The sequence below is a fragment of the Streptomyces bullii genome (assembly GCF_042657145.1).
Taxonomy (GTDB): Bacteria; Actinomycetota; Actinomycetes; order Streptomycetales; family Streptomycetaceae; genus Streptomyces; species Streptomyces bullii.
On the sequence record NZ_JBHSNY010000005.1, the window covers coordinates 352,534 to 372,260 of the forward strand.

Here is a 19,727-nt window from a genome sequence, read left to right on the forward strand (position 1 = left end):
CGGCCGCTCCCGCGTGTGAACCGTGCCGCGCGACGCAGCGTCGTATGCCCATGGCACCTAATATCTGTGCATGGCAGACGGTGGAGCGGTGAGACACGTGGAAACGGGTGGTGCGGCGGGCTTCTGGGAGCCGGGGACCCAGATCCTGTGGCGGTACCGGGAGAACGGCGGCGCGCGCTGTCACATCGCGCGTCCCGTCACCGTCGTACGGGACGATCCCGAGCTGCTCGCCGTGTGGATGGCGCCCGGCACCGAGTGCGTGAAGCCGGTGCTCGCCGACGGCACCCCCGTGCACCTGGAGCCGCTGCACTCGCGCTACACCAAGCCGCGGACCGTGCAGCGCGACCGGTGGTTCGGCACGGGCGTGCTGAAGCTGGCACGCCCGGGCGAGCCGTGGTCGGTGTGGCTGTTCTGGGAGCCGGGCTGGCGGTTCAAGAACTGGTACGTGAACCTGGAGGAGCCGCTGGTCCGCTGGGAGGGCGGTGTCGACTCCGTCGACCACTTCCTGGACATCTCCGTGCACCCCGACCGCACTTGGCACTGGCGCGACGAGGACGAGTTCGCGCAGGCCCAGCGGGACGGACTGATGGACGAACGGCTCGCCGAGCGGGTGCGGCGGGCCGGGGAGAGGGCGGTGGAGGTGATCCGCGCCTGGGGCCCGCCGTTCTCGGACGGCTGGCAGCACTGGCGCCCGGATCCCTCCTGGGAGGTACCGTCACTGCCGGAGGACTGGGACCGCACACCCGCCCATGTGTCCTCATGAGACCCTTGATGCGCCCCCGGGCAAGAAACGTAGGATCGTCCTCCGCAAGAGCGCTCGGCGGCAACTACGGGAGCACGCGCTGGGCTTGACCGATCGTCACCGAGGGGCGGCAGGACGTGAGCGAGAGGTACGAGGGCAACGCCGGTACGGGCCGCAGACGGTCCGCCGGTGGCACAGGCACAACCTCTGACCACGCGGGAATTCCGTTCCTGGGGCACGTATTCCGGGTATCGGAGTTTCGGCGGGACGAACTGCGCGCCCGGCGCGCGGCCCCGGACGGATGGATTCGACACGCGTGACGGAGCAGCCGACCTCCTTCGAGCACCCGCAGACGGGCGCCGACCCCGCGGACCCCCGCGGGGCGCTCGTGCGTACCTCGACGCCGACGCATACGCCCGGCGCAAGCGCTTTACCCGCACAGGGCCGCTCCGGCGGTGAGAGCACCGGCCCGGGCACGACCACGTCTCCGGGCACGGCGGGTACAACCACGCAGGGCACCCCGGGTTCGGCCGCGCCCTGCGGCAAGGGCATGGACGGTATGAACCCCGCGAGCAACCCCGGCTCCGAGCACTCCCAGCCGGGTGCCGAGCAGACCGCCGAGCCCGACCCCCACCGGCCACGGCCGGTGCCGGAGGGCATTCCGGTCCAGCCGGCCGCCGAGCCGGACCAGCCCGCACCGGGCCCCGACGGGCAGGACCGCCGCACCGGGCAGGCATCGCCGCCCGGCCGGCCCACGCCCATGCGACGGGACGGTGACCGGCTGAGGTTCGTGGGCGCCGCGACGCGGCGGATCGCCCGCGGCATCGACCTCGACGAGATCGTGATGGGGCTGTGCCGGGCCACCGTGCCCACCTTCTCCGACGCGATCCTGGTCTATCTGCGCGACCCGCTGCCGGTCGGCGACGAGCGGCCCACCGGCCCGCTGTTGCTGCGGCTGCGCCGCACCGACCGGATACCGGCCGAGCGCGACACGGAGAACGGTTTCATGCCGGCCGTCCAGCCGGAGCCCTCCGAGCTGGACTCGGTCGGCAGCGAACTGTGCGAGGTGCGGCCCGGCAGCGCCCTCGCCGAGGTGCTGCGGGGCGTGCGACCGGTTTTCACGGACGCGCCCGCCGCCCGCGCGGCGCTGCCCGAACTCCTCGGCGACGGCGGCGAGCACGCGGTGCCCGGTGGACAGCGCGCGATCCTCGCGCCGCTGCGCGGCCGGCGCCGGGTGATCGGCGCGGCGCTGTTCCTGCGCCGCCCGGAGCGCATCCCCTTCGAGGCCGACGACCTGCTGGTCGCCGCCCAGCTCGCCACGCACAGCGCGCTCGGCATCGACAAGGCCGTGCTGTACGGGCGGGAGGCGTACATCGCGGACGAGTTGCAGCGCACCATGCTGCCCGAGACGCTGCCCCGCCCGACGGGCGTGCGGCTGGCGTCCCGCTATCTGCCGGCCGCCGAGACCGCGCGCGTCGGCGGTGACTGGTACGACGCGATCCCGCTGCCCGGCAGCCGGGTCGCCCTGGTCGTCGGCGACGTGATGGGCCACTCCATGACCTCGGCGGCGATCATGGGCCAGCTGCGGACGACGGCCCAGACCCTGGCCGGGCTCGACCTGCCGCCGCAGGAGGTGCTGCACCACCTCGACGAACAGGCCCAGCGACTCGGCGTGGACCGCATGGCGACCTGCCTGTACGCGGTGTACGACCCGGTCTCGCACCGCATCACCATCGCCAACGCGGGCCACCCGCCGCCCATCCTGCTGCACCTGGGCGGCCGGGCGGAGGTGCTGCGGGTGCCGGCCGGCGCGCCCATCGGCGTCGGCGGGGTCGACTTCGAGGCGGTGGAACTGGACGCGCCCGCCGGGGGGACCCTGCTCCTGTACACCGACGGCCTGGTCGAGTCGCGCCTGCGCGACGTGTGGACCGGCATCGAGCAACTGCGCGAGAAGCTCGCCGCGACCGCGCAGCTCACCGGCCCCGACCATCCGCCGCCGCTGGAAGCCCTGTGCGACGAGGTGCTCGACATGCTCGGCCCAGGCGACCGGGACGACGACATCGCGCTGCTCGCCGCCCGCTTCGACGGGATCGCGCCGAGCGACGTGGCGTACTGGTTCCTGGAGCCGGAGGACGCCGCGCCCGGTCGCGCCCGCCGGCTGGCCCGCCGCGCGCTGACCCGCTGGGGCATGGAGGACCTCACCGACTCGGTGGAGCTGCTGGTCAGCGAGGTCGTGACCAACGCCGTACGGTACGCGACCCGGCCCGTCACGCTGCGGCTGCTGCGCACCGACGTGCTGCGCTGCGAGGTCGGCGACGACGTGCCGCAACTGCCCCGCCTGCGGCAGGCCCGCGCCACGGACGAGGGCGGACGCGGCCTGTACCTGGTCAACCGCCTGGCACGACGCTGGGGCGCGACACGGCTGAGCACGGGAAAGGTCGTCTGGTTCGAACTGAACCGCAACTGACACAGACGCCCCGACGGACGACACGGAACCGGGGCTGAGACAGGGGCCCCGTTGCACGAGGCGGACCGCACCGGGGCTGAGACAGGCGCCCCGGCGGTCAGCGCACGGCTGACGCACGCGCCTTGATGGCGGTCAGCGCGCGGCTGCCCCCCGGCGAGCGCCCGGCCGATGCCTGCCCAGCCCGGTACAGGCCGACCTCCCCGGGCGCGCCCGTGTGCGGCGCACCCCGCCGCCCGAAGCGCCGTACGAACGGCCGGCGGTGCCGGGCTCCGTCGCTTCTTTCCGCCCTCTGTTCGAGTGGCATTTGGGGTCCCTGGCGCAAGGCGCGTTGCGCCACGGGGTTGCGCCGCCTGGAATGCTCGCCAGTGCTCCTGAGGTCCGAGCACGCACTGCCACCCCCCGGGAGGATGCATGCCCTTGTCCACCGTCCGCCGTGCCGTGACCGCCGGCGCGCTGACCGCCGCGGTCACCCTGTCACTGTCCACGCCGGCCCTGGCAGACGTCGGGGACGAAGACGTCGTACAGATCAAGTTCGTCGGCATCACCACGGAGAGCTCGGGTCCCCGGTTCCTCCGTCCGGGCGACAGCTGGACCACCTACCAGCACCTGTACACCCCCGAGAAGAAGTTCGCCGGCGACGCCAGCTCGCGCTGCACCGCCGCCAAGATCGAGCGCGGCCGGCTGACCGCCCAGTGCACGCGGGTGCTGCGCCTGAAGGACGGGGAGATCACCCTCCACGACATGATCAGCCGCGGACGCGGCGAGCGCGTCACGGCGAAGACCTCCATCGCGGGCGGCACCGGCATCTACAACGACGCCGAGGGAGAGGGCTACATCACCCTCGAGGGCAACCGCGTCCTGTTCGACCTGTACGTCGACGACTGACCCACCTTCCTGGATTGACCCGCCCATGCTCCGGAAGGCCTGGGGCACCTTGTTCGGCCTGGAGGTTCCGTGATCACAACGGCTGTCCGTGGTGTGGTCGTCACCGCCCTCACCACGACGCTCGCCCTTCTTCCGACGCTGGCTCAAGCCGAGGGGAAGGACAAGGACAACGACATCGAGAGGGTCGAGCTGACCGGCGTCAGCCGACTCGTCAAGTCACCCCCGCGCATCCGGGAAGGTGGCAGCTGGACCACCCATCTGGAGCTGTACAAGACGGAGAAGACGAAGACGAACGAGGAGCGGACGCGGCACGTCGGTGACGGTGAGTCGGACTGCAGTGCGGTCAAGGTCGAACGCCGCTACGTGACCGCGCAGTGCACCCGCACCCTGCGACTGAAGGAGGGAACGCTCACGCTCAGTGACATGATCACCAGCCGTCCCGGGGAGCGTGTGACGGCCAAGACCGCCATCATCGGCGGCACGGGCCACTACCGCTCCGCCTACGGCGACGGCTACATCACGCTGGACGGCCGGCACGTCCACCTGGAGCTCAACGTAGACGAGTGACGTGCGACGACGGAAACGGCGCCGGGGCGGGAGAGGCGTTTCGCGTCTCCCGCACCGGCGCCGCCTTTCGTCGCCTTCATTCGCTGATGCCGGAGGTCTTCTCGATGAGGCGGGTGAACACGATGAGCGCTCCGAGGGCCGGAAGGAGACTGGCCAGGGTCCACAGAATGCAGAATCCCGCCGTCGCCGCGACCATCATGCGCAGCCCCGTCGGCCCGTCATCGGGTATTCCGGCCAGGACCAGCAGGAAGACGGTGGACAGAATGCCCATGGCGATGATGGTGAAGAACGGCCACAGGTAGTTGGTGACGGGCAGGATGCGCGCTTTTCTCGCCTTCCTGAGAAACGTGTTGTCACAGGCCCTCGTGATCATCGCCAGGATGGCGAACACGGACCCGATGATGACGCCCACCATGGAGACGGCGACGCCCAGCACCTCGTCGATCGGCAGGTCGTCGTCATGCCCGAGCCAGGCTCCCCCCACTCCGCCCAGGGCCGCTCCCAGCGGCTCTCCCCACCACCAGCTCCGCAGGCTCACGTGCACCAGCCTGGTGAACTCCTTGAAGTACTTGTCCCCCAGGGTGCGCCCGCTGGGTTCCTCCGGGTACGAGTCAAAATTCGTCCACTGTTCCGTGCCCATCAAAACCCCACCCACTGGTGGCCGTTCTCACCGAGCCGCATCCGTGCGTCTCGGTGGCTGTCGGATCAGCCTCTTCACGGGCCGCGCAGGTGCCCGTCGCCGTCACAGACCCGTTTTTCCGCTTGCCGCGCCGATCCGTAGGAGCTCATGTCCCGTATGGCGTCGTACAGCGAAGCACAGTGTTCCTCAGCGGATGCGGCTTCCGGTTCGGCATCCGCGACCCGGGCGTGGTCGAACCGCGGCAGGGCGATCCTGGGATTGAAGTCCTGGGTGCCGACCTTGCGCTCACCGAGTTCTCGGAGAGAAGGATCCATGGTTCGTGCCACCTTTCGTGCGCGTGCCGGACACGGCACTCGGAATGGGGCTGAAACATGGGCCAACCCTAAGCCGGTGCTCTGTACCCGGCCCGTCCTGGCGACATTTGGGTGAACATCAGGTGAACACCTTGATCTGTTCCCCCGTCCGGGACACATTGTTCCGTTTGGACTTTCCTCGCCGTACCGCGCGCCAGGGCGCCCGGTGTTCACCGGGCGCCCTGGCCGTCGGCTACTGATCGGCCTCCGGGTCCGCCGTGTTCTCCGGGATGCCGAAGGTGGGCGGCGGTGCCGACGGCGTCGTCGGCGGACGGGTCGTCGGCGCCTGGGACGGCGGCGGGCTCGTCGGGGTCTGCGACGGGGTCTGCGACGGCGGTGGTGAGGAGGTCGGGGCCTCCGAGGTCGGTTCCTCGGTCGGGGGCTCGCTCGTCGGCTGCTGGGTGGCGGTCGGCGTCCGCGTCGGCTTCACGGCCGCGCCCTGCCGGGTGTCCAGGTCGAACTTGGTGACCTCGTCCATCACGCCGAAGGTGTAGGCCGCCCAGATCTGCGCCGGGAAGCCACCGCCGTTGATGCGGTCCTCGCCGACCGCCTTGTACATCGGGACCTGCGCGTACGTCTTGGGGTCCTCGCCGAACAGGCCGACCGAGGTGACCAGCTCGGGCGTGTAGCCGGTGAACCACGCCGACTTGTTGTTGTCGGAGGTACCGGTCTTGCCCGCGACCTGCTGGCCGTCGCGCAGCGGGTTGTTCCGCACCGAGGCCTGGGCCGTACCGTCGTCGACCACGCCGGTGAGCACCGAGGTCACCGTGTCGGCGGCCTCCCTGCTGATGACCTGGTCGCCGATCGGGTCGGGCATGGTGACCTTGCGGTGCAGGTGCTCCGCCGACTTGACGATGGTCGGGGTGACCTTCTCGCCGTGGTTGTCGAGGGTCGCGTAGACGCCGGCCATCTCCAGCGGGCTCGCGCCCATGGAGCCCAGCGTCTGGGCGGGCACCGCCTGCATGCCCTCGGTCTCCATGCCGAGCTTGCCGGCGACGTCCACCACTTCGGTCATGCCGACGTCGACGCCCATCTGCGCGAAGACGGAGTTGACGGACTTGTTCATCGCCGTCTGGACGGTGATCTCGCCGTAGTTTTCGTCGTCCTCGTTCTCGGGGGCGAACCCGACCTTCTCGCCGTTGTCCACGACCGGCCGCTTGCTCGTGCCGTCGTAGATGGTGTCCGCCGTGATCGGCTCGCCGTCCTGGGTCTCGGCGTTCTCCTCCAGGGCGGCTGCCAGGATCACCGGCTTGAAGGTGGAGGCGGGCTGGTAGTCGTCGCGCGTGGCGTTGTTGGTGTAGTGCTCCAGGTAGTTCACGCCGCCGTACATCGCCACGACCGCGCCCGTCTTCGGGTCGACGGACACCGCGCCGGCCTGGACGCTGCCGTCCACCTTGCGCTTCTTCGGGTCGAGTTTGCTGGTCAGCTGCGTCTTGACGGCCTTCTCCAGCGCCGTCTGCTTCTTCTTGTCGATGTTGAGCGTGACGGTCCAGCCGCCGGCCTTGACCATCGCCTCGGCCTCCTTGGTGTTCCCGGCGGCGCCCTCGGCGATCAGCTGCCTCTCCAGCGCGGCGTTGGCCGCCTCCACCAGGTAACCCTTCTGGCCCTCCAGTCCGGGATCGCCCTTGGGCGGCTCGGGCACGGGGAACTTCATGTCCGCGCGCTCGGAGGCACTGAGCCAGCCCTCCTCGACCATGTTGTCCAGGACGTAGTTCCAGCGGTTCTTCACCAGCTTCTTGCCGGTCTCGGAGGCGACCGCCCAGTCGTACTGGCTCGGTGCCTGGAGCAGCGCGGCGAGGTAGGCGCCCTGCGCGACGTCGAGGTCCTCGGCGTCGGTGCGGTAGTAGGCCTGGGCGGCGGCCTGGATGCCGTAGGCGTTGCGGCCGTAGTAGCTGGTGTTGATGTAGCCGGCGAGGATGTAGTCCTTGGACTTCTCCCGGTCCAGCTTCAGGGAGATGATCAGTTCCTTGAGCTTGCGGGTGACGGTCTGTTCCTGGGACAGGTAGTAGTTCTTGACGTACTGCTGGGTGATCGTCGAACCGCCCTGTGCGCCCTTGCCGGTCAGCGTGTTGAACAGACCGCGGGCCGTGCCCTTGAGGTCGACGCCGGCGTCCTTGAAGAAGGTCTTGTTCTCGGCGGCGACGAAGCTGTACCGGACGTCCTTGGGGACCTTGGCCAGGTCCACGACCTCGCGGTTGACCTTGCCGTCGCGGGCCATGATCGAGCCGTCGCGGTACTTGTAGATGTTGCTCTGGCGCTTGGCGTCGGCGTTCCCCTCGGGGATGTCGATCACCATGTACAGCACGATGAAGGCGCCCATGCCGAGCAGACACAGCCCGAAGAACGTGCCGAGGATCTTCTTCCACGTGAACAGGCGGCCTATGCCGCTCCTGCCACCGCGCTTGGCCGCCCTGCGGGCCGCGGCGCGGCCTCCCCCGACGCCGGCCGACGGCGTGCCGGACGAGCGCCTGGACGCCGCGCGGCGGCCGGCGCTCTGTCGCGCGCGTCTCTCTTCCGCTCGTCCCATCGGTCCGTTCCGCTCCGCTTCGCTCATGTGTGCCCGTACGTCACACAGGTTCGCCGCTCAGGTCAGCTCAGAAAGCTAACACCGGGAGATATGACAAAGGACTGCCGATCCGGTCTTTTACGGACGTGACAATCAGCACCTGTCCCACCGGAACCGACGCCCGAGGGGGGCGGAGGGTTGCCGTGACGCGGTAAAGTGATATCACTTAGCTAGAAGAGCGATAGACGAGAACGGGGATCACGCATGTCCACACAGGACTCCCAGATCACGGCCGACGTGCCCGAGATGCCGGCCCCGCGCGTGCGGGAGTTCCCCGCGCACAGCATCGGCGGTGGGTTCGCCCTGCTGCTCGGCCTGCTCGGGCTGCTGATCGGCGCCGCCCTGATCGTCAGCGCCACGGCCGTCTCGGGAGGCGGCGCCAAGGCCGCGCTGATCATCCCCGGCATCGTGATCGGACTCGCGGCCGTGCTGGCCATGTGCGGGCTGAACATGGTGGCGCCGGGCGAGGCCCGCGTCGTCCAGCTCTTCGGCCGGTACCGGGGGACGATCCGGCAGGATGGTCTGCGCTGGGTGAACCCGCTCACCTCGCGCACCAAGATCTCCACGCGGGTCCGCAACCACGAGACCGCGGTCCTGAAGGTCAACGACGCCTACGGCAACCCGATAGAGCTCGCCGCGGTCGTGGTGTGGAAGGTGGAGGACACCGCCCAGGCCATCTTCGAGGTGGACGACTACATCGAGTTCGTCTCCACCCAGACCGAGGCGGCCGTGCGGCACATCGCCATCGAGTACCCCTACGACGCCCACGAGGAGGACGGCCTCTCCCTGCGCGGCAACGCCGAGGAGATCACCGAGAAGCTCGCCGCGGAGCTGCACGCGCGCGTGGAGGCGGCCGGGGTGCAGATCGTCGAGTCGCGTTTCACCCACCTCGCGTACGCTCCGGAGATCGCCTCGGCGATGCTCCAGCGGCAGCAGGCCGGAGCGGTCGTCGCGGCGCGGCGGCAGATCGTGGAGGGCGCCGTGGGCATGGTCGAGATGGCGCTCACCCGGATCACCGAGCAGGACATCGTGGAGCTGGACTGCGAACGGAAGGCGGCGATGGTGTCGAACCTGATGGTGGTGCTGTGCGGCGACCGCTCCGCGCAGCCGGTCCTCAACACGGGAACGCTCTACCAGTGACGGGCCCCACGCAGTCCTCGGGGGGTCCGGCCCCCCGGCGTCGGCCGCAGCAGCGCAAGCAGGTGCTGCTGCGGCTGGACCCCGCCGTGTACGAGGCGCTGGCCCGGTGGGCGTCCGACGACCTGCGGTCGGCCAACGCGCAGATCGAGTTCCTGCTGCGCAGGGCGCTGGCGGAGGCGGGCCGGCTGCCCGGTGACGCGGGCCCGCTGCCGCGCCGCGGCCGGCCCCCCGGCGAAACGCCCAAGCGCCAGTGACAGAACCGTGACAACCGCCCGCCACCAGGGCGTCCGTGCCCCGCGCCGCGGCCTGCACACTCGGTGTATACATCAGGCGTATACACCGTGTGTACAGTGGCCTCCATGTCCATCGGTCACACTCTCCTGGGACTCCTGGAGTCCGGCCCGCGGCACGGTTACGACCTGAAGCGGGCCTTCGACGAGAAGTTCGGTCACGACCGGCCGCTGCACTACGGCCAGGTCTACTCGACGATGTCCCGCCTGCTGAAGAACGGCCTCGTCGAGGTCGAGGGCATCGAGCCCGGCGGCGGCCCCGAGCGCAAGCGGTACGCGATCACCGAGGCCGGCATCACCGACGTCGAGCGCTGGCTCGCCACGCCGGAGAAGCCCGAGCCCTACCTCCAGTCGACCCTGTACACCAAGGTCGTCCTCGCCCTGCTCACCCACCGCGACGCCGCCGACATCCTCGACACACAGCGCTCCGAGCACCTGCGCAGCATGCGCATCCTCACCGACCGCAAGCGCAAGGGCGACCTGGCCGACCAGCTCATCTGCGACCACGCCCTGTTCCACCTCGAGGCCGACCTGCGCTGGCTGGAGCTGACCGCGGCGCGCCTCGACAAGCTCCGTGCGGCGGTGACCTCATGACCCCCGCCGGTTCCCTGCTCGCGGCCGAGGGGCTGCGCAAATCGTACGGTCCGACCACCGCGCTGGACGGCGCCGAGTTCTCCATCCACCCCGGCGAGGTCGTCGCCGTGATGGGGCCGTCCGGGTCGGGCAAGTCGACCTTGCTGCACTGTCTCGCCGGGATCGTCACGCCCGACGAGGGCACGATCACCTACGCCGGGCGGGTGCTGTCCGCCATGAGCGACGCCGAGCGCAGTGCGCTCCGGCGCTCCGAGTTCGGGTTCGTGTTCCAGTTCGGCCAGCTCGTGCCGGAGCTGACGTGCGTGGAGAACGTCGCCCTGCCGCTGCGGCTGAACGGCACCGGCCGCAAGGAGGCCGAGCGGACCGCCCTCGCCTGGATGGAGCGGCTGGAGGTCGACGACGTGCGCAAGAAGCGTCCCGGCGAGGTGTCCGGCGGTCAGGGGCAGCGGGTCGCCGTGGCCCGGGCCCTGGTGACGAACCCGCGGGTGCTGTTCGCCGACGAACCGACCGGGGCGCTCGACTCGCTCAACGGCGAGCGCGTGATGGAGCTGCTCACCGACGCCGCCCGGTCCACCAACGCCGCCGTCGTCCTCGTCACGCACGAGGCGCGGGTGGCGGCGTACTCCGACCGGGAGATCGTGGTACGGGACGGCAGGTCCCGGGACATGGAGCGCGTCGTATGAGGGGGTGGGTCAGGGATCTGGCCATGGGGGCCCGGTTCGCCTTCGCCGGCGGACGCGAGGGCTGGATCCGGGCCGTGCTGACGGCCGTCGGCGTCGGGCTCGGGGTGGCGCTGCTGCTGCTCACCACCGCCATCCCGAACGCGCTGGCCGAACGGCACCGGCGCGAGGAGGCGCGCAGCGACCACACCTACAGCCAGCAGGAGATACCGAAGGCCGACGACACCCTGATCGTCCTGGACTCGGACACCATGTTCCGCGACAAGGACGTGCGCGGGCGCATGCTGGAGGCGGAGGGGCCGCGGGCCCCGCTGCCGCCGGGGGTCTCGGCGTTCCCGGCACCGGGCGAGATGGTCGTCTCCCCCGCGCTGCGGGAACTGCTGGCCTCCGACGACGGGAGGCTGCTGCGGGAGCGGCTGCCCTACCGGATCACCGGCACCGTCGGCGAGCAGGGCCTGATCGGCTCGCAGGAACTCGCCTACTTCGCGGGCGGCAAGGGGCTGGCGGACCGGCTGGACGAGACCAGCGGGGCCCGGATCGACAGCTTCGGCAACCCGGACCTGACGCCGTCCGACCCCTGGGACCCGGTCCTGCTCCTGCTGATCCTGGTCGTGTTCGTGGTGCTGCTGATGCCGGTCGCGGTGTTCATCGCCGCCGCCGTGCGGTTCGGCGGCGAACGGCGCGACCGGCGCCTCGCGGCGCTCCGGCTGGTCGGTTCCGACAGCCGTATGACGCGGCGGATCGCGGCCGGCGAGGCGCTCGCCGGGTCGGTGCTCGGACTCGTCCTCGGCCTCGGCTTCTTCCTGATCGGGCGTGAGATCGCGGCCTCCTTCGAGGTGTTCCGGGTCAGTGTGTTCCCGAGCTACCTCAACCCCTCGCCCGCGCTGGCCGCGCTCGTCGCGGTCGCCGTGCCGGCCGCCGCCGTCCTGGTGACCGTCCTCGCGCTGCGCGGGGTGGTCATCGAGCCGCTCGGCGTGGTCCGTACGGCCAAGCCCGCGCGGCGCCGGCTGTGGTGGCGGCTGCTGCTGCCGCTGGCCGGGCTGGCGATGCTCTACCCGATGGTCGGGCAGGGCAGCGAGGACGGGGAGTTCAACCAGTACCTGGTCGTCGGGGGTGTCATGCTCCTGCTCGTCGGCGTCACCGCGCTGCTGCCGTGGGGCGTCGAGACGGTCGTCGCCCGCCTCGGCTCGGGAGGCGTGGCCTGGCAACTGGCGTTGCGGCGGCTGCAGTTGAGCAGCGGCACGGCGGCCCGCATGGTCAACGGCATCGCGGTGGCGGTGGCCGGGGCGATCGCGCTGCAGATGCTGTTCGCCGGGCTGGACGACGTCTACACCAAGGCGTCGGGTTACGACGTCTCACGGGCCCAGATGCAGGTGCGCGTGCCGGACGGCGCGGAACTCGCCTCCACCGCCGAGAAGTTCCGCGACACCAAGGGTGTACGGAAGGTCACCGCGCTGACCGAGGGCTACCTCGGTGACCGGCGCGGTGAGCCCGAGGCCATGGCCCAGATCACCGTCGGCGACTGCGCGTCGCTGCGCGAGGTCGCCACGCTGCCGTCCTGCCGCGACGGCGACGTCTTCGCCGTCCAGGGCGGGGAGTACGACACCGACACGGCCAAGGTGGCCAAGCCCGGCAAGACCCTGTGGGCCGACCCGGAGGACACCGGCCGGGCCGGCGAGCGCTGGGTCTCCTGGACCCTGCCGCAGGACATCCGGCAGGCCCGGTCCCGCGAGGACCCCACCGGGGTCAAGCGTGGCGGCATCCTGATCACGGCCGGCGCCATGCCCGGGACACTCGGGGCGTTCACCTCCGGACAGCTCTACCTGAGCCTCGACCGCTCCGTGGCGGACGCGCCGGAGCACGTGCGCAACACGGCCGCGCGGATCGACCCGGCGTCCTCTCCCATGACCTGGTCGGCCACCGAGCGCACCGAGCGCTACGAGTCCATCCGCACGGGCCTGTTCAGCGGTGCCGCCTGTGTTCTGGCGCTGATCGGCGCGAGCCTGCTGGTCTCCCAGCTGGAGCAGCTGCGCGAACGCCGCAAGCTGCTGTCGTCCCTGGTCGCCTTCGGCACCCGGCGCCGGACGCTGAGCCTGTCGGTGCTCTGGCAGACGGCGATCCCGATCGGCCTGGGGCTGCTGCTGGCCTCGGCGGTGGGCATGACACTGGGCGCGGTGCTGCTGCGGATGACGGACACCTCGGTCCGGGTCGACTGGGCGAGCGTGCTGTCGATGAGCGGCATCGGTGCGGGCGTCGTCCTGGTGGTAACGCTGATGAGTCTGCCGCCGCTGCTGAGGATGATGCGGCCCGACGGGCTGCGCACGGAGTAGGAACCGTCAGGCGTCGCCGTCCAGGACCCGGACGGGCAGCGGCCGCAGCGCCTGGCGCAGGGCGGCCGCCAGCTCCTCGTACTCGGCGCCGCGCGCGGCCCCCGTCCGCATCGCCAGGGCGACCCGGCGGGTGGGGGCCGGGTCGGCGAAGTAGCCGGTCAGCAACTGGTCGCTGCGGGACGTCTCGAGGGGGAGGGCCGTACGTGGCAGCAGGGTGCAGCCGAGGCCGCCGGCGACGAGCTGGACGAGCGTGGACAGCCCCGCGGCGGTCGTGGTGACCGGGGCGTCCTCGCGTCCGGCCTCCCGGCAGATGTCGAGCGCCTGGTCGCGCAGGCAGTGCCCTTCGTCCAGCAGCAGCAGGTTCAGCTCCTTGAGCGCCTCGCGGGGTATCCCCTGCCGCCCGCCGAGCCAGTGGTCGGGCGGGGTGACGAGCACGAAGTCCTCGTCGAAGAGCGGCAGTTCGACCACGCCGGGCACGCCGAGCGGCACGGCGAGCAGCAGCAGGTCGAGCCGTCCGCTGGTGAGCCCGTCGATGAGGTTGGCGGTCTGCTCCTCGTGCACCTGCAGATCGAGGTGCGGATACCGGTCGTGCACCAGCCGCAGCACGGTGGGCAGCAGGTACGGCGCGACGGTCGGGATGACCCCGAGGCGCAGCACGCCCGTGAAGGGCGCCCGGACCGCCTCCGCCTCCTCCATCAGCGCCCCGACCTCCTCCAGAACCGCCTTGGCCCGTACGGCGAGCCGCTCGCCGGCGGGTGAGAGCAGCACCTTGCGGGTCGTACGCTCCAGGAGCGTGACACCGAGTGTCTCCTCCAGCGCGGAGACGGCGCCGGAGAGGGCGGGCTGGCTCATGCCGATCGCGGCGGCGGCGTCACGGAAGTGCAGATGCTCGGCGACGGCGGCGAAAGCGCGCAGCTGAGCGAGACTGGGCTGTCGGCGCTTGCCGTTCCCCATGGTCACTGATAGCCACCTCCGATCAACTCGACCAAGTGTAGCTATTTCCCGTATCAATGCACCCTGTGCCAACATCGACAACGTCCAACCCATGGGAAAAACCCGCACAACGGGTGATTCTTCGCTGCAAGGAGAGCGTGTGCTCACTGTCGGTGACAAGTTCCCCGAGTTCGAACTGACCGCCTGCGTCTCGCTGGAGAAGGGCAAGGAGTTCGAGACGATCAACCACAAGACCTACGAGGGCAAGTGGAAGATCGTCTTCGCGTGGCCGAAGGACTTCACCTTCGTGTGCCCGACCGAGATCGCGGCCTTCGGCAAGCTGAACGAGGAGTTCGCCGACCGCGACGCCCAGATCCTCGGCTTCTCCGGTGACTCCGAGTTCGTCCACCACGCCTGGCGCAAGGACCACGACGACCTGCGTGACCTGCCGTTCCCGATGATGGCCGACCCCAAGCACGAGCTCATGCGGGCGCTGGGCATCGAGGACGAGGAGGGCTACGCCAAGCGCGCCGTCTTCATCGTCGACCAGAACAACGAGATCCAGTTCTCGATGGTGACCGCGGGCTCGGTCGGCCGTAACCCCAAGGAGGTCCTGCGGGTCCTGGACGCCCTGCAGACCGACGAGCTGTGCCCCTGCAACTGGACCAAGGGCGAGGAGACCCTCGACCCGGTCAAGCTGCTGGCGGGTGAGTGAGGCATGTCCCTCGACTCCCTGAAGTCCCGGATACCGGACTACGCCAAGGACCTGAAGCTCAACCTGGGCTCGGTCATCGGCAACAGCGACCTGCCGGCGCAGCAGCTGTGGGGCACGGTCCTGGCGACGGCGATCGCCTCGCGCTCCCCCATCGTCCTGCGCGAGCTGGAGCCGGAGGCGAAGGCGAACCTCTCGCCGGAGGCCTACACGGCCGCGAAGTCCGCCGCGGCGGTCATGGCGATGAACAACGTCTTCTACCGCACGCGGCACCTGCTGTCGGACCACGAGTACGGCACCCTGCGCGCGGGTCTGCGGATGAACGTCATCGGCAACCCCGGTGTCGACAAGGTCGACTTCGAGCTGTGGTCCTTCGCGGTCTCCGCCATCAACGGCTGCGGCATGTGCCTCGACTCCCACGAGCAGGTGCTCCGCAAGGCCGGCGTCGAACGGGAGACCGTCCAGGAGGCCTTCAAGATCGCCTCGGTCATCCAGGCGGTCGGCGTCACGCTGGACGCGGAGGCGGTCCTGGCGGAGTAACTCCTCCAGCGAGCGCTCGACAAACGGGACGGAGCCCGTCCACCCACGAGGTGGACGGGCTCCGTCGCGCTGTCCGGTTCGCGCGGGGATCCCTCAGCCCGCGGTCTCGGGCGGCGGCTCCTGCCGCGGCGCCTCGGGGGACTGCGCCGGCGCGGCGTCCGACGCCGTCGCGCCCCGCGGTTGCGGCGCGTGCCGTACCGCCGCCTCGTGCGAGTACGCCCGCAGATACCCGGCGACCGTGTTCGTCACGGCGACCAACGGGACCGCGACGACCGCGCCACCGATTCCGGCCACCATCCCGCCCGCGGCGACGGACAGCACCACCGCGAGCGGATGCACCCGCACCGCCCGCCCGAGGATGAACGGCTGCAGGATGTGCCCCTCGATCTGCTGCACGGCCAGCACCACCGCCAGCGTCATGACGGCCGTGAACACCCCCTGCGTCACCAGCGCCACCAGCACCGCCAGCGCGCCCGAGGCCACCGCACCCACCAGCGGAATGAAGGAGAACAGGAAGATGAACACCGCCAGCGGCACGGCCATCGGCACGTCGAGGAAATAGATGCCGAGGCCGATGAAGATCGCGTCGATCAGCGCGACGATCACCGTCCCGCGGACGTACGCCGTCAGGGTCCGCCACGCCCGCGGCCCCGCCCCGGCCACCCCGGGCCGCGCCGCCGCCGGCACCAGCTTCAGCGTCCACTCCCAGATGCGCCGGCCGTCGTAGAGCAGGAACAGCGTCGAGAAGACCGTCAGCAGAATGCCCGCCAGGGCCTCCACCACGACCGTGACGCCCTCCAGCCCCGCCGAGGTGATCTCGTCCGTGTTCGCCCCGACGGCCTCACGCAGGTTCCTGGCGATCTCGTTGATCTGTTTGTCCGTGACGTGGAACGGACTGTTCAGCAGCCAGTTGCGCAGCTCGTCGATGCCGTCCTGGATCTGGTCGGAGAGGTTGCCGATGTTCTCCATGACCTGCCAGGTCACGAACCAGCCCATCAGCCCGATCACGACGAACCCGAGGATCGCCGTCAGCGAGGTGGCCGGTCCCCGCGGCACGCCGTACCGGCGCAGCCGCGCCACGGTCGGCTGGAGCAGCGCGGTGATCAGCAGCGCGGCGGCGAACGCCAGCACCAGCAGCTGTACGGCGCTGATGATCCGCATCAGGACCCAGACCGTGCCCGCGAGCACCAGCAGCCGCCAGCCGGCCTCGGCCGCGACCCGGACACCCCACGGCACGGCCTGCGCGGGGTCGGGCCGGGCCGACACCGCGGGCGCGTAGCCGGGGGGCGGCGGCACCCGGTCGTCGTCGGGCGGCGGCGATGCCTCGGACTCGGCTTCGGCCCGGGCGCGCTCCCGCTCCACCGCGGCGCGACGCTCGTTCAACCGCTCGCTCATCCCGGTCAGTCCGGCTCCGAGCCGGCCGAGCCACCCTGGCACTCGCGACATGATCCGTCCTCTTCCCCCGTCTCTCCCCACCACTCCCCCCTGGAGTCGTCCGTCCGACCGTACAGGGCGACAGCCCCTCTCCGTAGGACGGGGAGGGGCTGTCGGGGGTTGAGAGGCGGGGCCGGGGCCCGCGGACTCAGTACCAGTTGTTGGCCTGCCAGAACGACCACGCGTCGCAGGGGCTGCCGTAGCGCTCGTTCATGTAGTTCAGGCCCCACTTGATCTGGGTCATGGGGTTGGTCTGCCAGTCCGCGCCGACGGACGACATCTTGGAACCCGGCAGGGCCTGGAAGAGACCGTAGGCGCCCGAGGACGGGTTGACGGCCCGGTAGTTCCAGTCGGACTCGTGGTCCACGATGTTGCTGAAGCACTGGAACTGGCCGCTGGGGACCATCTGACGCGCCATCGCCTGGATCTCGGCGATGGTGTAGGAGCTCTTGACGGCGACGTCGACGTTGGTGCTGCGGTCCGCGTCACGGCTGGCCGCGGCCTTGGCCTCGGCGCGCTCCTTGGCTTCCCTGGCCGCCTTCTCGGCGGCCTCCTTCTTCGCGATGGCGGTCTCGGCGGCGGCCTTGCGGGCGGCCTCCTCGGCGTCCTTCTTCGCGCTCGCGTCCGCGGCGATGGCCTGTACGTCGGCCTGCTGCGTCAGGGACGCGGTCTGCACCTGGGCCTGCTGCCCCGCGGGAATGTCCGCCAGCAGCGTGGTGCCGGCTGCCGTGGCTTCGGCGTCGTTGTTCTGCGCGGTGCTGCCCGAGGCAACGCCGACGACGCTTCCGACAGCGGTGACCGCCGTGGCCGAGGCCACTGCGAATCCCCGGACCGAAATCCGGCTCACACGGTTTCCTTCCAGCATCGCCCGCTTCGGTGACCCTGGCGGACGCAATCGTGCCCCTGGCACTGGCCTCCCCAACTACGGGGTCACGGGAGGCGCGGGCCCGGTGGGCAACTCCCGCGAGGGGAGCGCCGCGTGGTGCTCGGGCGGCATACGACGACGCTATGGAGTTGGCTGTGTTCTCACGGGTTCCGTACCGCTGGGGGTACAGGTGTGTCGTATGCGGGGCCTGACAGGAGTGAGACTCTGCCGCAATCGGACGCCGCAAGGCAATTCTGCGTTGCGTGTGAAAGCTCACACGTCGTTTGTCCCGAGTGTTTCCAGGAAACCGGCAGACGCGACGACGCCGCCCGGCTAGGCTCTACGCCTTTTCCGGACGGCGCCAACTGTCGTTTAACCGGCCCTGGTCAGGGCGCTCCGGTCAGATCTGACCGTCTTCGAGCATTTCGGTCACAAGGGCGGCGATCTGGGACCTCTCGGACCGCGTCAGGGTCACGTGCGCGAACAGCGGATGCCCCTTCAGCTTCTCCACGACGGCGACGACACCGTCGTACCGTCCGACACGCAGATTGTCCCTTTGTGCCACGTCATGGGTGAGAACGACCCGTGAATTCGCGCCGATTCGCGACAGAACGGTAAGAAGAACGTTTCGCTCCAGCGACTGGGCCTCGTCCACGATCACGAACGCGTCGTGGAGCGAGCGGCCGCGGATGTGGGTGAGCGGGAGGACCTCCAGCATCCCGCGCGCGGTGACCTCCTCGATGACCTCGCGGCTGGTGACCGCCGAGAGCGTGTCGAAGACCGCCTGGGCCCAGGGACTCATCTTCTCGGCCTCGGTGCCGGGCAGATAGCCGAGCTCCTGCCCGCCCACCGCGTACAGCGGACGGAAGACCATGATCTTCTCGTGCTGACGGCGCTCCAGCACCGCCTCCAGACCCGCGCACAGCGCCAGCGCCGACTTGCCGGTGCCGGCCCGGCCGCCCATCGAGACGATGCCCACGTCGGGGTCGAGGAGCAGGTCGAGCGCGATGCGCTGCTCGGCGCTGCGGCCCTTGACGCCGAACGCCTCGCGGTCGCCGCGGACCAGGCGGACGTTGCCCTCAGGCGTCACCCGCCCGAGCGCCTTGCCGCGCTCGGACTGGATGGTCAGGCCGGTGTGCACGGGCAGGTCCGCGGCCTCGGGGACGTGGATGTGCCCCTCGTCGAAGAGGATGTCCACCTGTTCGCCGGACAGGGTCAGTTCGGACATCCCGGTCCAGCCGGAGGAGTCCGTGATGGCGAGCTCGGCGCGGTACTCCTCGGCGAGGAGTCCGACGGAGGACGCCTTGATCCTGAGCGGCAGGTCCTTCGACACGACGGTGACGTCGAACCCCTCGGCCTGCAGGTTGCGGGCGACCGCGAGGATGCGGGAGTCGTTGTCCCCCAGGCGGTAGCCGCTGGGCAGCACGCTGGGGTCCGAGTGGTTGAGCTCGACACGGACCGTTCCGCCGAGGTCCCCGGTCGGAATGGGGGCGTCCAGACGGCCGTAGCGCACCCGGAGGTCGTCCAGCAGGCGCAGGGCCTGCCGGGCGAAGTAGCCGAGTTCGGGATGGTGCCGCTTGGCCTCCAGTTCCGTCACCACGACGATGGGGAGCACGACCTCGTGCTCGTCGAAGCGGGTCGGGGCGTTCGGGTCGGCCAGCAGGACGCTGGTGTCGAGGACATAGGTGCGCCGGTCTGGCTTGTGGCGCTTTGTGCTGGTCACCACGGAAGGACGTACCCCCTCGGATGAGGTCGGGGAGCGACGGAGTGGAATGCCGGGTTGGGCTGGGCGGGAAGAATCCCGGCCGGTCGACGGCCCCGTTGCACGGGCCGAAAACCGGCCCTCCGCCATGTCTTCCGCGCAGTCACCGCACGGTCGGGCTGGTGCAAAGGGCCTCCCGGGCGGACGGCCCCGAGCCGTCCGCTGAGATCCGACACCCGTGGTTCGGGTGTCGACCTGTTTGGTTTATGCCCTCGAACAAGCGCCGC

General features: G+C 70.4%; 18 protein-coding genes. 11 read left to right on the forward strand and 7 right to left on the reverse strand.

The window, feature by feature from the left end:
* Positions 1-70: 70 nt before the first annotated feature.
* From fomD to ACFPZJ_RS16295, 4 genes are all read left to right on the forward strand, one after another.
* A complete protein-coding gene (gene fomD / locus ACFPZJ_RS16280; protein WP_381021776.1) occupies positions 71-763 on the forward strand; it encodes a cytidylyl-2-hydroxypropylphosphonate hydrolase in 693 nt (230 codons plus the stop codon).
* A 280-nt stretch (positions 764-1,043) separates the two neighbouring features.
* Positions 1,044-3,209, forward strand: coding sequence for a SpoIIE family protein phosphatase (locus tag ACFPZJ_RS16285; RefSeq protein WP_381021777.1), 2,166 nt, complete (start codon positions 1,044-1,046; stop codon positions 3,207-3,209).
* A gap of 411 nt (positions 3,210-3,620) precedes the next feature.
* Positions 3,621-4,094 carry a hypothetical protein gene (locus ACFPZJ_RS16290; protein WP_381021779.1) on the forward strand — a complete coding sequence of 158 codons (474 nt, stop codon included), beginning with the start codon at positions 3,621-3,623 and terminating at the stop codon, positions 4,092-4,094.
* Between the two features lie 69 nt (positions 4,095-4,163).
* A complete protein-coding gene (locus tag ACFPZJ_RS16295; protein WP_381021781.1) occupies positions 4,164-4,661 on the forward strand; it encodes a hypothetical protein in 498 nt (165 codons plus the stop codon).
* Between the two features lie 76 nt (positions 4,662-4,737).
* Here ACFPZJ_RS16295 and ACFPZJ_RS16300 read toward each other — a convergent pair whose 3' ends face one another.
* From ACFPZJ_RS16300 to ACFPZJ_RS16310, 3 genes are all read right to left on the reverse strand, one after another.
* On the reverse strand, positions 4,738-5,301 hold the full coding sequence (locus tag ACFPZJ_RS16300) for a hypothetical protein (RefSeq protein ID WP_381021783.1): 564 nt from the start codon (positions 5,299-5,301) through the stop codon (positions 4,738-4,740).
* A 74-nt stretch (positions 5,302-5,375) separates the two neighbouring features.
* Entirely contained in the window at positions 5,376-5,615 is a 240-nt protein-coding gene (locus ACFPZJ_RS16305) for a hypothetical protein (RefSeq protein WP_381021784.1), read from the reverse strand.
* A gap of 232 nt (positions 5,616-5,847) precedes the next feature.
* Positions 5,848-8,181, reverse strand: coding sequence for a transglycosylase domain-containing protein (locus ACFPZJ_RS16310; protein ID WP_381021786.1), 2,334 nt, complete (start codon positions 8,179-8,181; stop codon positions 5,848-5,850).
* A gap of 243 nt (positions 8,182-8,424) precedes the next feature.
* Between ACFPZJ_RS16310 and ACFPZJ_RS16315 the strand changes: the two genes are divergently transcribed.
* The 5 genes from ACFPZJ_RS16315 (at position 8,425) to ACFPZJ_RS16335 (ending at position 13,254) form a co-directional block, all read left to right on the forward strand.
* On the forward strand, positions 8,425-9,360 hold the full coding sequence (locus ACFPZJ_RS16315; protein ID WP_381021787.1) for an SPFH domain-containing protein: 936 nt from the start codon (positions 8,425-8,427) through the stop codon (positions 9,358-9,360).
* Positions 9,357-9,614 (forward strand): type II toxin-antitoxin system antitoxin, encoded by a 258-nt coding sequence (locus ACFPZJ_RS16320; RefSeq protein WP_381021788.1) that lies wholly within the window; start codon positions 9,357-9,359, stop codon positions 9,612-9,614. The genes ACFPZJ_RS16315 and ACFPZJ_RS16320 overlap by 4 nt, the downstream gene beginning before the upstream one ends.
* A 105-nt stretch (positions 9,615-9,719) precedes the next feature.
* Complete coding sequence (locus ACFPZJ_RS16325; RefSeq protein WP_381021790.1) at positions 9,720-10,244, forward strand: PadR family transcriptional regulator; 525 nt, start codon at positions 9,720-9,722, stop codon at positions 10,242-10,244.
* Complete coding sequence (locus ACFPZJ_RS16330; protein ID WP_381021792.1) at positions 10,241-10,927, forward strand: ABC transporter ATP-binding protein; 687 nt, start codon at positions 10,241-10,243, stop codon at positions 10,925-10,927. Before ACFPZJ_RS16325 ends, ACFPZJ_RS16330 begins: the two co-directional genes overlap by 4 nt.
* Entirely contained in the window at positions 10,924-13,254 is a 2,331-nt protein-coding gene (locus ACFPZJ_RS16335) for an ABC transporter permease (RefSeq protein ID WP_381021793.1), read from the forward strand. Before ACFPZJ_RS16330 ends, ACFPZJ_RS16335 begins: the two co-directional genes overlap by 4 nt.
* Before the next feature lie 6 nt (positions 13,255-13,260).
* On the opposite strand, the gene ACFPZJ_RS16340 is transcribed toward ACFPZJ_RS16335, so the two are convergent.
* The gene (locus tag ACFPZJ_RS16340) at positions 13,261-14,208 is read right to left on the reverse strand and encodes a LysR substrate-binding domain-containing protein (protein WP_381022138.1); all 948 of its coding nucleotides are present in this window, start codon (positions 14,206-14,208) and stop codon (positions 13,261-13,263) included.
* Positions 14,209-14,347: 139 nt separating this feature from the next.
* Between ACFPZJ_RS16340 and ACFPZJ_RS16345 the strand changes: the two genes are divergently transcribed.
* Positions 14,348-14,902: a peroxiredoxin gene (locus tag ACFPZJ_RS16345; RefSeq protein WP_381021794.1), complete on the forward strand. Its 555-nt coding sequence runs from the start codon at positions 14,348-14,350 to the stop codon at positions 14,900-14,902.
* A 3-nt stretch (positions 14,903-14,905) separates the two neighbouring features.
* A complete protein-coding gene (locus ACFPZJ_RS16350; RefSeq protein ID WP_381021795.1) occupies positions 14,906-15,439 on the forward strand; it encodes an alkyl hydroperoxide reductase in 534 nt (177 codons plus the stop codon).
* 93 nt (positions 15,440-15,532) lie between these two features.
* Here ACFPZJ_RS16350 and ACFPZJ_RS16355 read toward each other — a convergent pair whose 3' ends face one another.
* The 3 genes from ACFPZJ_RS16355 to ACFPZJ_RS16365 form a co-directional block, all read right to left on the reverse strand.
* Entirely contained in the window at positions 15,533-16,885 is a 1,353-nt protein-coding gene (locus ACFPZJ_RS16355) for an AI-2E family transporter (protein ID WP_381021796.1), read from the reverse strand.
* Positions 16,886-17,021: 136 nt separating this feature from the next.
* Positions 17,022-17,720: an aggregation-promoting factor C-terminal-like domain-containing protein gene (locus ACFPZJ_RS16360; protein ID WP_461095477.1), complete on the reverse strand. Its 699-nt coding sequence runs from the start codon at positions 17,718-17,720 to the stop codon at positions 17,022-17,024.
* 418 nt (positions 17,721-18,138) lie between these two features.
* Positions 18,139-19,464, reverse strand: a complete 1,326-nt coding sequence (locus ACFPZJ_RS16365; protein WP_381021798.1) for a PhoH family protein — start codon at positions 19,462-19,464, stop codon at positions 18,139-18,141.
* Positions 19,465-19,727: the final 263 nt, after the last annotated feature.

Bases quoted from the DNA above. Each gene is read 5' to 3' on its own strand.
- ACFPZJ_RS16340 (WP_381022138.1), bottom strand. From the start codon at position 14,208: ATGGGGAACGGCAAGCGCCGACAGCCCAGTCTCGCTCAGCTGCGCGCT.
- ACFPZJ_RS16305 (WP_381021784.1), bottom strand. From the start codon at position 5,615: ATGGATCCTTCTCTCCGAGAACTCGGTGAGCGCAAGGTCGGCACCCAG.
- ACFPZJ_RS16325 (WP_381021790.1), top strand. From the start codon at position 9,720: ATGTCCATCGGTCACACTCTCCTGGGACTCCTGGAGTCCGGCCCGCGG.
- ACFPZJ_RS16290 (WP_381021779.1), top strand. From the start codon at position 3,621: ATGCCCTTGTCCACCGTCCGCCGTGCCGTGACCGCCGGCGCGCTGACC.
- ACFPZJ_RS16285 (WP_381021777.1), top strand. From the start codon at position 1,044: ATGGATTCGACACGCGTGACGGAGCAGCCGACCTCCTTCGAGCACCCG.
- ACFPZJ_RS16330 (WP_381021792.1), top strand. From the start codon at position 10,241: ATGACCCCCGCCGGTTCCCTGCTCGCGGCCGAGGGGCTGCGCAAATCG.
- ACFPZJ_RS16350 (WP_381021795.1), top strand. From the start codon at position 14,906: ATGTCCCTCGACTCCCTGAAGTCCCGGATACCGGACTACGCCAAGGAC.
- ACFPZJ_RS16310 (WP_381021786.1), bottom strand. From the start codon at position 8,181: ATGGGACGAGCGGAAGAGAGACGCGCGCGACAGAGCGCCGGCCGCCGC.
- fomD (WP_381021776.1), top strand. From the start codon at position 71: ATGGCAGACGGTGGAGCGGTGAGACACGTGGAAACGGGTGGTGCGGCG.
- ACFPZJ_RS16315 (WP_381021787.1), top strand. From the start codon at position 8,425: ATGTCCACACAGGACTCCCAGATCACGGCCGACGTGCCCGAGATGCCG.
- ACFPZJ_RS16300 (WP_381021783.1), bottom strand. From the start codon at position 5,301: ATGGGCACGGAACAGTGGACGAATTTTGACTCGTACCCGGAGGAACCC.
- ACFPZJ_RS16355 (WP_381021796.1), bottom strand. From the start codon at position 16,885: ATGTCGCGAGTGCCAGGGTGGCTCGGCCGGCTCGGAGCCGGACTGACC.
- ACFPZJ_RS16335 (WP_381021793.1), top strand. From the start codon at position 10,924: ATGAGGGGGTGGGTCAGGGATCTGGCCATGGGGGCCCGGTTCGCCTTC.